The sequence below is a fragment of the Seonamhaeicola maritimus genome, from assembly GCF_008056315.1.
Classification (GTDB): Bacteria; Bacteroidota; Bacteroidia; order Flavobacteriales; family Flavobacteriaceae; genus Seonamhaeicola; species Seonamhaeicola maritimus.
The window spans coordinates 83749-97408 of the sequence record NZ_VRKQ01000012.1 but is presented as its reverse complement, the minus strand read 5'-3'; the positions used below and the strand labels follow the sequence as shown (position 1 = coordinate 97408).

The 13660-nt window shown below is 35.3% G+C and carries 7 protein-coding genes; 6 read left to right on the top strand and 1 reads right to left on the bottom strand.

Going from position 1 to position 13660, the window contains the following annotated elements:
* The 4 genes from FUA22_RS13560 (at position 1) to FUA22_RS13545 (ending at position 7284) form a co-directional block, all read left to right on the top strand.
* A complete protein-coding gene (locus FUA22_RS13560) occupies positions 1–1596 on the top strand; it encodes a T9SS type A sorting domain-containing protein (protein WP_147769139.1) in 1596 nt (531 codons plus the stop codon).
* Positions 1597–1708: 112 nt separating this feature from the next.
* Positions 1709–3259, top strand: coding sequence for a sulfatase family protein (locus FUA22_RS13555; RefSeq protein WP_147769138.1), 1551 nt, complete (start codon positions 1709–1711; stop codon positions 3257–3259).
* 34 nt (positions 3260–3293) lie between these two features.
* A complete protein-coding gene (locus tag FUA22_RS13550; protein ID WP_147769137.1) occupies positions 3294–4814 on the top strand; it encodes a sulfatase family protein in 1521 nt (506 codons plus the stop codon).
* 16 nt (positions 4815–4830) lie between these two features.
* Positions 4831–7284 carry a glycoside hydrolase family 2 TIM barrel-domain containing protein gene (locus tag FUA22_RS13545; protein ID WP_147769136.1) on the top strand — a complete coding sequence of 818 codons (2454 nt, stop codon included), beginning with the start codon at positions 4831–4833 and terminating at the stop codon, positions 7282–7284.
* 62 nt (positions 7285–7346) lie between these two features.
* On the opposite strand, the gene FUA22_RS13540 is transcribed toward FUA22_RS13545, so the two are convergent.
* On the bottom strand, positions 7347–8375 hold the full coding sequence (locus tag FUA22_RS13540) for a LacI family DNA-binding transcriptional regulator (RefSeq protein ID WP_147769135.1): 1029 nt from the start codon (positions 8373–8375) through the stop codon (positions 7347–7349).
* A 416-nt stretch (positions 8376–8791) separates the two neighbouring features.
* On the opposite strand from FUA22_RS13540, the gene FUA22_RS13535 reads away from it, so the two are divergent.
* Both FUA22_RS13535 and FUA22_RS13530 read left to right on the top strand, forming a co-directional pair.
* Complete coding sequence (locus FUA22_RS13535) at positions 8792–11821, top strand: SusC/RagA family TonB-linked outer membrane protein (RefSeq protein ID WP_147769134.1); 3030 nt, start codon at positions 8792–8794, stop codon at positions 11819–11821.
* A 16-nt stretch (positions 11822–11837) separates the two neighbouring features.
* On the top strand, positions 11838–13652 hold the full coding sequence (locus FUA22_RS13530) for a RagB/SusD family nutrient uptake outer membrane protein (RefSeq protein WP_170309921.1): 1815 nt from the start codon (positions 11838–11840) through the stop codon (positions 13650–13652).
* Positions 13653–13660 lie beyond the last annotated feature (8 nt).

The following is a 13660-nucleotide window of genomic DNA, read 5'->3' as shown; positions in this document are numbered from 1 at the left end:
ATGAAAAGTAGAAAGATTACAAATACGTTTTTCTGTCTTATTGCCTTATGTTTCATATTGAAGTTAAACGCACAAGGAGGTCTCATTAATATCCTTAATGAAGATTATTTTGGGTTTGAAGTGAGTTCTGGAGATGATGGCTGGTGGATGCAACAGCCTGAAAATTTTTCAATAGTAAATGATAAGGGGGCCAATGGTAGTTCTCGTTCGTTAAAGTATACCAATGCAACTAGTTTTTCAGGAAGTAAAAAGGCCTTTGGAAGTACTTCTATTGAGGACATGCTTATAGATTTAGAACCCGGTACTTACGATGTTAAGGCTATGGTTTGGTTAGAGGCAGGTTCACAGATTTCAAACATTAGAATAAATTTTAGAACGGATGGACAAAGTGAGCAAAATGTGTTTCTTAATATATCAAGTATTGCTACAGGCCAATGGGTAGAAGTTACAGGAACACTTAATTTAGGTTTTAATTTTAGTGATACCAATATTAGAGTTTTGGTTCATTCTGCCGATATAGGCATTGGTACTTTTTATTTAGATGACCTTCAGCTATGGGCAGAACCTCCCACAGAAATTGTTCAAATACCTGTGAGTTCTAAAATTGAAACTATTAATAAGAATAATTTAACCTTGAAAAAAGGATCCTATGAGATAAGTTTAAAACTTTGGTTAGATTCCAATTCTACTATATCCAATTTCTACACATTAATAGATGAACCCTGGGTGTCTACTAAATGGGATTTAAGCTCAATAGCTAAAGATGAATGGGTGGAATTAAAAGAAGAATTTCAAATTGATGAACCTGCTTCTCAGGCTAAATTCAGTTTAAAAGTGAATAATAATCCAGATTTAGGGGGTGGTAAGGGCTTTTTCTATATTGATGATATTATCATAGATAAAAAGAAAAGTGCTTATGAAGAATATGATAATTTTACGGTTAAAATGATTGGTGAAACTTGTCCTGATAAGGGAAACGGACAAATAATTATTACTGCCAAAGCGCAAAAAGATTACGAAGTTGAATTTAATGGAAGCATATATGACTTCAGCAATGAACTTACTATAACCGATATAGTACCAGGAGAATATGATTTATGTATTCTTGTGAAAAACACCACATTTAAGTCATGCTTTAAAGTAAGTATTGAAGCTTCAGAGAATATTAGCGGAAAGGTGGTGTCTTCCAAAGGAAATGAGGTTAGTGTGAATATAGTTTCGGGAACACCGCCGTTTAATGTATCTGTTAATGGCCTTAGTCTTTTTGAAACTCATCAAAATTTATTTAACGTAAGTGCGAATAATGGTGATGTTTTAGAGGTTAAAACTTCAAAAGATTGCGAAGGAGTTTTAAATGAAGAAATAAAACAAATAAAAATATATCCTAATCCAGTTAATAACCTTTTGAACATAATAACTCCAAAGGATAGTGATGTTATGATGTTTGATGTGTTAGGGAATCTTATTTGGTCAAAAGAAAATACGTCTAAGCAAATAGAACTGCCTATATCTGAAGTTAAATTGAGAACCGGAATTTATATCATTAAGGTTATTACGTCAGATGGTGTTTATTCCGAAAAGGTTGTAATAAATTAGGGAGAGCCCTTAAATTATAAACAAAACCTATATGTTGTATTTTTAAAATCTTTTGTCACGTTTCTTTCAATGTATAATCATGAAATTTGCTTAGTTCAAGTAAATTCAAGATATGAAGTTGAAAATTGATTTTAGCACTTTGCTTTTTGCACTTATGATAGGAGGGTGTATAAATGCTCAAAATGCCACTAAAGCCAAACCAAATATAATTGTTGTTCTAGCCGATGATGTTGGAGTAGGCGATATTTCAAAATACAGAAGACTCCACAATCCTAAAATAATTATTGAAACCCCTAATATTGATAAACTAGCCGAAAACGGCATGATGTTTACCAATGCTCATGCACCAGCTTCGTTATGTGCCACTTCGCGGTATTCCATTATGACTGGGAATTACAATTACCGTAGTCCATTACCATGGGGAGTTTGGGGTGGATATTCAAAAGGGGTATTTACTGAAGAGAGCTTAACTTTAGGTAGGCTGATGAAAAAAGCCAATTACAATACAGCTTTTATCGGGAAATGGCATTTAGGAACTGGATTCAGTGATAAAAGAAATCCTAATAAAACCTATGATGCAAAATCAGATAAGGACAAATTCAACATCGATGTAGATATAACTAAGATTGTGAGTGATGGACCTAAACAAAATGGCTTTGATTATAGTTTTAATTTACCATCAGGAATTCAAAACGTGCCTTATGCAGCCTATGAAAATAATGAATGGTACCCGTTAAATAAACATTCTTTAATAGGGATTATTGATAAAGAGTATGCCAAAAAACATGATTTCACTTTTAATAAAAAGGAAGGTTATGGAGATTCAATGTGGCAGCCCAGTGAAATAGGACCTCTTATAGCTAATAAAGCGGTAAGCTACATTAGAGAAAATGCTAATAAGATTAAACCATTTTTTATGTATTACTGTTCTCAAGCTGTACATAGTCCGCATGCGGCACCTGAGGAATTAGATGGCATAAAGATTAAAGGAACAACGCCATCCAAACATTTGGATATGGTGAAGGAATTGGATGTTCAAATGAAGATGTTGGTAGATGAATTAAAACACCAGGGAGTTTATGAAAATACCGTTTTTATTTTTACTTCTGATAACGGCGGACTTCATGTAGATGCTGATACTTGGGATGCTAGGCATGAACCAAGCGACATTTATAGAGGTTGTAAGAATGACCCTTATGAAGGCGGGAGCAGAGTGCCTTTCATTGTATCATGGCCAAATAAAATTAAAGGACAAACTAAATCTAATGTACCGGTTCTTGGAACTGATATTATGGCAACTATAGCTGCGATTTCCGAAACAAAAATTGATAAAGGCGGTGCTTTAGATTCTTATAATTTATTGCCGTTTTTAAATCAAGAAAGAGGAGCTAAATCGCGTTCGCATATTATGTTACAAGGTGGTTCCCAAAAAGAGGTTATGATTATTGAGGATGGTTGGAAACTCATCATTCAGGTTGATAAAAAAGACAAAACGAACAAAGCAAGAACACCTATTGCGCTATTCGATTTGAATAAAAACATTTGGGAACATGAAGAGTTCAATTATATTAATAATCCTAAATATAAAAGCAAAGTGAAAAACTTATTAAATTTATATAATGAAACTAGAGATGGGGCTATTCCAACTGGGAGTCATTTTTAGATTTTGTTTGTAAATTCAATAAAATATTAAATAAATGAGAACTAAACTATTTCCACTTTTATTTCTACTCTTAGCCATTTCGTCTTATGCTCAAGAAAAACCTGATAGGCTGAGCGAGTCGAAGCCAAACATCATCTGGATTTTTACGGACGACCATTCCTATCAGACCATTGGGGCTTATGGCGGACGCTTACAAGATTTGAATCCAACACCAAACCTTGATAAATTAGCTTCAGAAGGCATGATTTTCAATAAATGTTATGTTGAAAATTCCATTTGCGCACCCAGTAGAGCGGCTTTGTTAACGGGAAAAATGAGTCATTTAAATGGCAAGTTTACAAATACTAAAAAGCATCCGTTTAACCATGACCAACAGCAGTTTCAAAAGATTTTGCGAAAGAACGGATATCAAACCGCTATGATAGGTAAAATCCATTTAGATGGAAATATGCAAGGTTTTGATTATTGGGAAGTATTATTGGGGCAGGGGTCTTATGTGAATCCCGTGTTATTATCAGATAATGGGAAAAATCAGTATGAAGGATACACCACCGATATTATAACCGATAAATCTTTGGATTGGTTAGAAAACAAAAGGGATAAAGACAAACCCTTTATGATGATGTTACATCACAAAGCGCCACACCGAGCTTGGGTTCCCAAAAGAGAACATCTCAGTTTATACGAAGATATTGAGGTTCCAGAACCAGATAATTTATTCGATGATTATAAAACCAGAACTTCAGCAGCGCATGGGCAAACCATGAGCATTTTAAAGGATATGAATTTGAACCGTGACTTAAAAATGACACCAGCTGAAAATGAGTATTGGGCTAAAACTAAAGGTATAGACGACAGATTTGATGCCAGACGAGAAAAGTACAAAGACTTGGATTTAGAAGGTGATGAATTGTTAAAGCTGAAGTACCAAATCTATATGAAAGATTATTTACGCTGTATTTACAGTGTAGACGAAAATATCGGTCGTGTATTGGCATATTTAAAAGAATCAGGTTTAGATAAGAATACTATTGTAATGTACTCGTCAGACCAGGGATTTTATATGGGAGAACATGGATGGTTTGACAAACGATTTATGTATGAAGAATCTTTTAGAACACCATTAATTGTAAAATGGCCAGGACAAACCAAAGCAGGAAGTGTGAATTCAGATTTGGTACAGAATATCGATTTTGCTGAAACATTTTTAGATATTGCTGATGCTCCAATTCCAGAGGATATGCAAGGAAAAAGTCTGGTTCCAATTTTAAAAGGGAAAACCCCTAAAGATTGGAGAGAAAACTTGTACTATCATTATTATGAATATCCGGGAGCGCATTCTGTACGTCAGCATGAAGGTATCGCAAATAAGCGCTATAAACTTATCAGGTTTTATGGTAAAGATGTGAAGAATGAAGAAGAATGGGAGTTTTATGATTTAAAGAAAGACCCTTCTGAAATGAATAATCTGTATCCTAAACTTAAAAATAGCAGTAAAATTTCAGAAATGAAAAGAGAGTTGTTGAAACTCAAAAAACATTATAAAGTAATATAAATTCAATATTAATAAAATGAACAAACTATTTGGTTTACTATGTTTTGTGGCAATAGGTTTATCTAATCTGACCGCGCAAAATCTAAACTTTAACGATTCGTGGAAATTTTTCAATGATAAAGCCGTAGGAGCAGAACATGTATCTTTTGATGATTCGAAATGGCGAAATCTCAATTTACCACATGATTGGGCCATTGAAGGTCCGTTTGATGTAAAATATAATGCCCGTGCTGGTGGATTACCATTTCATGGAACTGGTTGGTACAGAAAACATTTTAAAATGAATGCCGATGCCAAAGGTAAAGTAGTGCGTTTAGAGTTTGAAGGGGCTATGTATAATGCCAATGTTTGGGTTAATGGTAAATTTGTTGGAAAGCGACCTTATGGATACATCGGCTTTGAATTCGATGTTAGTAAGTATTTGAAATATGATGGGTCTGACAATATTGTTGCTGTACGATTAACACCAGAAGATTTATCATCTAGATGGTATCCTGGTGCTGGTTTATATCGTTCGGTTTGGTTGAAAATTGATAACCCAATCCATGTGGGGCAATGGGGAACTTTTATAACAACACCAACAGTAACCAAAGAAATAGGTGTTATTCAAAATGAAACTACGGTTGTAAACAAAAGTGGTAAAGACGAAACTGTAACAGTTAAGCAAGAATATTATAATTCAGAAAATAATTTGATAGCCTCAGAAAAAGAGGAGTTAACTGTCAAGGCAAATGGTTCAGCAGTTTCTGAATTATACACTAAAATTAAAAAGCCACTAATATGGGATTTGGATACGCCACATTTATACAATGCGGTTACTACAATTTCAAAAGGAAACAATGTATTGGATACATATAAAACACGCTTTGGAATGCGTACAATTGCCTATACTAAAGATGGTTTCTTTTTAAATAATAAACCAGTACGTTTTAATGGAGTGTGTATACATCATGATAACGGTTCTCTAGGTTCAGCGGTTTATAAAAGAGCCGATGAGCGCAAACTTCAAATTATGAAAAGCATGGGGGTTAATGCCATTCGTACCAGTCATAATCCACCATCAAGAGAGTTTTTAGAGATTTGTGATGAATTGGGGTTATTGGTTCAGGATGAAGCTTTTGATGTTTGGAAAATGAAAAAAGTACCAAACGGTTATAATAAGTTTTTTGATGAATGGGGAGAGCGTGATTTAAAGGATATGGTGCTCAGAGATAGAAATCATCCATCTATAGTCATGTGGAGTATCGGTAACGAAATTATTGAGCAAAAAGACAAAAAGAACGGATGGCGAGTTGCTAAAAGGTTGAATGACTATGTGAAAGAAATTGATTTAACCAGACCAACTTCGGCTGGGTTCAATAATTATTCAGGGCCTTATGATAACAATATGGCGCAACAAGTTGATATTGCAGGTGTAAATTATAAGCCAACAAAATATAGTGAGTTAAGAGAAAACTATCCAGAGTTAGCACTATATGGCTCGGAAACATCTAGTTGCACAAGTAGTAGAGGGGTGTATCATTTACCAATTGAAAAGTATAAAACCCACGAATCTAAACATGTAACTAGTTATGATTTAATTGGCCCTCCATGGGCATATCCGCCTGATGTGGAGTTTCATTTTCAAGAGCAAAACCCACATAGTATGGGGGAGTTTATCTGGACTGGGTTTGATTATTTAGGCGAACCTACACCTTACGGAGGAAAGGATAATTCTACCAATGGGTATTGGAATGCAGATTGGCCGTCTCACAGTTCGTATTTTGGAGCGGTAGATTTATGCGGATTTCCAAAAGATAGATTCTTCCTGTATCAAAGTCAGTGGACAACAGAACCAATGATTCACCTATTGCCACATTGGAATTGGAAGGGTATGGAAGGACAAACCATTCCCGTGTATTGCTATACCAACTGTGATAGTGCTGAGCTTTTTGTAAATGGAAAGTCTATGGGTAAACGTGTAAAAGGGAAAGATTTAACAGAGTTAAAAGTAAACTTTTTAAGATACGAGCCTAAGACGTTCCAATCTAAATACAGGTTGTCCTGGGATGTCCCTTATGAATCTGGAAATATTAAAGTGGTTGGTTACAAAAACGGAAAGCAAATTTTAGAGGAGCAAATCAATACGGCAGGAAAACCAGCTAAAATAAGTTTGTCTGTTGATAGAAAAGAAATCAATGCAGATGGAGAGGACTTAGCTTATGTAACTGTTAGAATTGAAGATAAATTTGGAAACCTTTGTCCGAATGCAGATAACCTGGTAAACTTCTCAGTTAAAGGAGCAGGGGAATTATTAGCAGTAGATAACGGAAACCAAACCAGTGTAGAGTCTTTTCAGGCTAATCATAGAAAAGCTTTTAGCGGTATGTGTTTGGCCATTGTTAAAGCAGATGACGTTTCCGGAAAGATTACACTTTATGCAAAATCAAAAAAGTTGAAGTCTTCTAAACTAGAGATAACTTCAAAATAAAATATTAAAAAAACATAGTTTAACGTCTAAAGTCGGTAACTTGGTTACCGACTTTTTTGTTTTTATAAATACCCTGCAGAAGAATTCTTGACTGAAGATTTTCGAATGGTAAACTCTCCATTCATTATAATAGTTTCAGCAGGTGCATTTTCATCTTCAATATGTCTAAGAAGTAATTCTCCCGCTTTTTTCGCCATATCATAGGTTGGTTGCTTTACACTGCTCAGTTGGGGTGAAACTAACTCTGCCATTCGTGTTTCGGTAAAACCAACAACAGCAACATCTTCTGGAACTCTATAGCCGTTATCCTTAAGTTTTTTAATGGCTCCCAAAGCAACCATATCATTCACGCAAAAAATGGCATCAGGAATATCATGATGAAAAATTAAGTCTTCAATTACTTCCATACCTTCTTCAGGTAAAAGGCCCGCCTCAATAATTTTATAGTTTTCCTTAGAGATTTTGTGTTTATTCATGGCTTTTTTAAACCCTTGAATTCGTTCTTGGGAAACACACATGTCCAAGTATCCTGAAAAGTGGTATATTTTATTAAGGTTTTGTCTTATAAGGTGTTCTGTAGCAAAAAAACTCCATTTTTCGTTATTGAAAATCACCTTTGAGCCTGGTGCAGAATCATCCACACGGTTCAAAAAAACGATCGGATAGCCATCATTAATTCTTTGTCGGTAAAAGTCCATATTTGAATTGCCCGTTGTTGGAGCAATTATGAGGCCGTCTACCATATTATTAATTAATGTTTTTACGTTTTTTAATTCCTGCTCACCATTTTCATCCGATTGCATCACCAGCACTTGATACCCCTTATAAATCAAAAACTCTTGTAAAGCAATAATCACTTCAGAGTAATATTCGTTAATTATTTCCGGAATTACAACACCTATATTCAGAGACCTGTTCTGGCTTAACTTTTTTGCTATAGGGTTAGGATGATACCCCATTTCCTTAGCAGTTTTTAGTATGAGCTCTTTTGTGTCTTTCCTTATATCATACTTGTCATTAAAAGCTCTAGACACAGTGGAAACAGATACATTTAAGCGTTTTGCCACGTCTTTAATGGTTACATGTTTCATTTTTATAGTTCTTGGTTGACTTGTTCAGACAACAGGTTAATGATTGATATTTATAGTTTTTAGAATTTCCGAAAATTTTTCGAAATATCAAATATTTATAGTTTAAAAGCTACTCTGGGAAACGAAATCGCGAGTTTTTAAGTTTATGATTCAATTACCGAAATCTGGTTAAAATACTTTAATAAAGACCAAAAATAGCCATATGTTATATTAAATATTCCATTTGTTTTATTTAAAGGTAGGTTACTATTTTAAAAGTACCATGTCTTTTACTAAAATGTTAATTTCGGAAACGTTTTCGGTTTTCGGAAACGTTTTCGGAAACGGTTTTATTTTTTTCTTTTCGTGAAAATTACTCTTCTATTTCAAGTAAATATAATTTTAGACTCAAATTATTTAACTAAACTTAAAAATTCATGAAACTAAATTACATTTTAGTAATGGCTCTGTTAAGTTTTTGTTTGTCTGGATGGGCACAACAAAAAAGCGTTACGGGTACTGTTACTGATGAACAAGGTGTTCCGCTTGCAGGAACAAACATTTTAGAGGCAGGTACTTCCAATGGGGTGCAGGCCGATTTTGATGGTAACTATTCAATTAGTGTGGGTGAAAATGCTACATTAATATTCTCTTATGTGGGAATGTTAACTCAGAACATTAGTGTGTCAGGTAAATCTGAAATTAATGTCACCCTAATTGAAGATGCTGCACAATTAGACGAAGTAGTAGTTGTGGGTTACGGGTCTCAGAAAAAGGTAAATCTTACCGGTTCTGTTGAAACGGTTAAGGCTGATGAGATTACTAGACAACCAGTGGCACAAGCTTCTCAGGCACTTGCTGGTTTGGTTCCGGGGCTTACAGCGGTTCAATCCAGTGGACAACCTGGTAGGGATAATGCAACTATTCGTATTAGGGGTATTGGTACCTTAGGGTCAGGAGCAAAAAACAATCCTCTTATTTTAGTGGACGGTATTCCTGATAGTATTAACGGGTTAGATCCTAATGATATTGAATCCATATCCGTTTTAAAAGATGCTTCGGCTGCTGCCATTTATGGGTCAAGGGCAGCCAACGGGGTTATATTAATTACTACCAAGCGTGGTAAAGAAGGTAAGATAAGAGCTTCTTATAATTCATATGTAGGTGTTCAAGATCAAACACAAAATCTGGATTTCCTTAACTCTTTAGAGTATATGGAAGCATTTAATGATGCGGAACCGGGGTCTTTTCCAGACTCTGTTTTAGATCAATATAGAGCTGGTGTAGGGTTAGGTACTGAGGCGTTGCCAAATACTGATTGGGTAGATTTAGCATTTTCAGAACCTGGTTTTCAACATTATCATAATTTAAGCGTGAATGGAGGTTCAGAGAAAGCAAGAGTAGCAGCTTCTATTTCTTATTTGGATCAGGATGGAAATATTGCAAACTTTAACTTTAAAAGGTACAGTGGTAGATTTAATACGGATTTAAAAATAGGTGAGAAATTTGAAGTTGGGTTTGATCTTAACTTTAGAAAGGAAGTTGATAGAGCTCCTGGGGATCTGCAACAAACAACCAAACAGATCAATAGATTGCAGCCTCTTTTTAATGCTTATAATGATGATGGCACTTGGGGCGCAGGTTTTAATGGTGGTAACCCCATTGCTAGAATCCATTCAGGTTCTTTAGACGAAAGAGTAACTAATTATTTTAGAGGAGTGCTTAAGTTAAAATATAAGCCAACTGATGATTTATCGATAGCAGCTACGTATTCTCCTCAATACAATGATTTTGATAGAGATAATTTTAACGCTACATGGGTATGGAAAGATGGTTCAAACGCAGAACCTGAAACAGACCATTTGCTGAATAACAGTTTATTAAAACAAACAAACCAATCTTTTACAGATAACTTTAATGTGGTTATCAACTATAGTAAAGATTTTGGAGACCATAGTGTATCAGCTCTTGCTGGTTATGAATTTTTAAAGTTTCAATATGAAACTTGGAATGCGAGTAGAAGACGTTTTGTATTACAGGAGTTTAGAAATTTAAATAATGGAGATTCTGATACTCAATTAAACTCGGGGTCTTCTACCCAAAATGGACTGGAATCCGTATTTGGTAGAATTAATTATGCTTATAAGGGAAAGTATTTATTCGAGGCCAACGTAAGACGTGATGCTTCGTCTCGTTTTGCCGAAGGTTTTAGAGCTTCTACATTCCCATCTTTTTCATTAGGTTGGAGAGTTTCTGAAGAGGACTTCTTTCTAGATGATTCTTTTATCAATAATTTAAAAATCAGAGGTTCTTGGGGACAATTAGGTAATCAGTTTATATATGATAACAATGGTAACGCCGTTAATTTTGCTTATGCTTCTTTATTCGGAGTTGGAAATGCTAACCCTACATTAGGAGGGGTGCCAATTGTAGGAGGAGCACAATCAGTTTTAGCTAACTCTGAATTACAATGGGAAACAGGTGAAACTGCAAACATTGCAGTAGATGCCGGTATGTTTAATAACAGACTAACCTTTACCGGTGAGTTTTATGTTAGAAAAACAAAAGATATTTTATTGGATGTTACCATTCCAACATCAGTTGGTTTTGGCGCACCAACCCAAAATGCTGGTGAAGTAAAAAATACCGGATATGATATTTCCTTAGGATGGCAAGATAATATTGGTGACGTTAAATATGGTATTAATTTTAATTACTCAGATTTCAAAAATGAAATAACGGATTTGGGAGGATTAGATCAATTGCCACCAGGTAACACCATTAACCGTTTAGGTGAAGAGATTGGTGCTATTTATGGTTTAAAAGAAGAAGGTTTATATCAAGAAAGTGATTTTACAGGAGGGGTTTTAAATGCAGGTTTACCTGTGCCGTCCTTTGGAGCTATTCAAGCTGGAGATATTAAATATGTAGACTTAAATGATGATGGTGTTATAAATAATGATGATAGAACGGTTATTGGAAGTGCTTTGTCTACAAAAAACTGGGGCTTTGATTTCTTTGTAGAATATAAAGGTTTTGACTTGTCTGCTTCTGTTATAGGTGTAGGAGGTAGAGACGTTGTATTACAAAGCGATATAGGTTATTCCTTTTTCAATGCAGGTAAAATTCAGCGTTGGCAAACAGATTACTGGACACCGGAAAATACGGATGCATCATTACCTCGTTTAACAGCTTTAAGTGCGCATCACAACTGGAGAGTTAATGAAACTTGGATGCATGATGCCTCTTATGTGAGAGTAAGAAATATTACTCTAGGTTATAAATTGCCTAGTTCAGTATTAGACAAAGTGAATTTAAGTAACGCAAGATTGTATATCTCTGGACAAAACTTATTTACTTTCGACAATATGCCTGACGGTATAGACCCTTTAGTGTCTAATTTTAATCAAGGGCATTTTTATCCTATTTCTAAGGTATTCACCCTTGGAGTAAATGTTGGATTTTAATTTTAAAAAAAACAAAATGAAAAGAGTAAATTTAATAATATTAACTTGTTGTGTTATAGCTACAATATGCGTTAGTTGTACAGACAATGTATTAAACTTAGATGACCCAGGTAGTCCAAATAGTGCTACATTTTTTGAAACCGAGTCCCAATTAGAAGTTGGTCTTGCAGGTGTTTATGAAAGCTTAATTTATGATGTTGGTGGAGCCGGACCTACATTTCCGCAAGTACTAGATCATTCTACTGATTTAGCCTTTAATAGAGGGAATGTGGCAGGAACAGCAGAGGCCACACAAGGAGGATTATCTTCAACAAGTGGACTTCCAAATAATTTTTGGAATAGATTTTATACCGGTATCCAAAGAGCCAACAACCTCCTTGGGAATATGGAAAAGGCACAAGCCGTTACAAATCCAACTAGATACAGTGAGATTAGAGGGGAAGCCTTGTTTTTAAGAGCTTTGTTTTACAGTTATTTGACTGAGTTGTATGGCGATATTCCATTTAGGAAAGAAGCCGCATCTTCATTAAATGACTTGGTAATTCCTAAAACTTCAAAAGCTGAAATTGTTACTGCTATTTTGGCAGATTTAGAGGAAGCTTCGGGGGTATTGCCTCAGACTGCTTCAGCAAGAGGAAGAGCTTCGGCAAACGCAGCAAATGCTTTAATAGCAAGAATAGCATTGCATAATGGAGATTATACATTGGCAGCCAGCAAAGCGCAAACTGTTATGAATTCTGGATTAGCTTTATATCCAGACTATGAGGCTTTGTTTACTCAAGATGTTATGCAGGCTAATGGAAATCAAGAGAATATTTTAGATATTTCGTTTACCGAAGGTACACAGGTTCATGGTTTATCTGTGAGACAAGGAAGTCGTTTTGGTGGATGGTGTCAATTTGTACCAGTTCAGCAAACAGTTGATAGTTATGAAACAATTAATGGACTGCCAATTGATGAAGACCCAGCGTTTGACCCAGCAAATCCTTTTGATGATAGAGATCCTAGATTAAAAGCTACTATTGCTGTACCTGGAGAAGTTTGGTGTGAGCATATCATACAACAACATAGTGATAGTATTGCTACTTGGGAAGTTATTGCTGGTGTAAGAACAAACCGTGTAATGAATCCGAATTCAGCAAATCCAGGTGGATTGAAAAAAACGGACCCTATAAGTGGTGTTGAATATACAACAGGCGGAGCAAATCGTTTTACATCCTTTACGGGGTATTTCTGGAAAAAATTCTCAGATGAACCAGCTCTAACAGGTGAAAAAGGTTTATGGGCAGGTGCTGCAGATCATCCAATTTATATCATCCGATTAGCAGAAATGTATATTACCTATGCCGAAGCAAAAATAGAGGCTGGAAATATAGATGCTTCTGTATTAGATGCTATTAATGCGGTTAGGGAAAGAGCCTATAATGGTTCTGGAGTAGCCTATCCTGCTGTTACAACCATGGATCAAGGAGAATTAAGAAAAATTGTTCGTCGTGAACGTAAAGTAGAGTTAGCTAATGAAGGCTTGCGTTTATTCGATATTCGAAGATGGGGTATAGCAGAGAAAGTAATGAATGGTAAGGCTATTGGAGGACCAGCTAATGGATTTAGTAAAATAGGTGGAGACTTAGGTTTAGTTCCAGATATTGATGAAGATGGTTATGTAACCTATCCAGGAGCTCCCATTGAGCCAAGAAAAGAATTAGGTGACCTTAATTATAGAGATTTAGAGACTAGGGTGTTTAACCCAGTAAGAGATTATCTGTGGCCAATACCGCAGGCAGAAATCGATGCTACTGAAGGCGTGGTTGAGCAAAATCCTAATTATTAGAATTTATT

What these genes read in the sequence shown, in the direction of transcription:
- FUA22_RS13560 (WP_147769139.1), top strand. Translation starts at nt 1, where the DNA reads ATGAAAAGTAGAAAGATTACAAATACGTTTTTCTGTCTTATTGCCTTA.
- FUA22_RS13555 (WP_147769138.1), top strand. Translation starts at nt 1,709, where the DNA reads ATGAAGTTGAAAATTGATTTTAGCACTTTGCTTTTTGCACTTATGATA.
- FUA22_RS13550 (WP_147769137.1), top strand. Translation starts at nt 3,294, where the DNA reads ATGAGAACTAAACTATTTCCACTTTTATTTCTACTCTTAGCCATTTCG.
- FUA22_RS13545 (WP_147769136.1), top strand. Translation starts at nt 4,831, where the DNA reads ATGAACAAACTATTTGGTTTACTATGTTTTGTGGCAATAGGTTTATCT.
- FUA22_RS13540 (WP_147769135.1), bottom strand. Translation starts at nt 8,375, where the DNA reads ATGAAACATGTAACCATTAAAGACGTGGCAAAACGCTTAAATGTATCT.
- FUA22_RS13535 (WP_147769134.1), top strand. Translation starts at nt 8,792, where the DNA reads ATGAAACTAAATTACATTTTAGTAATGGCTCTGTTAAGTTTTTGTTTG.
- FUA22_RS13530 (WP_170309921.1), top strand. Translation starts at nt 11,838, where the DNA reads ATGAAAAGAGTAAATTTAATAATATTAACTTGTTGTGTTATAGCTACA.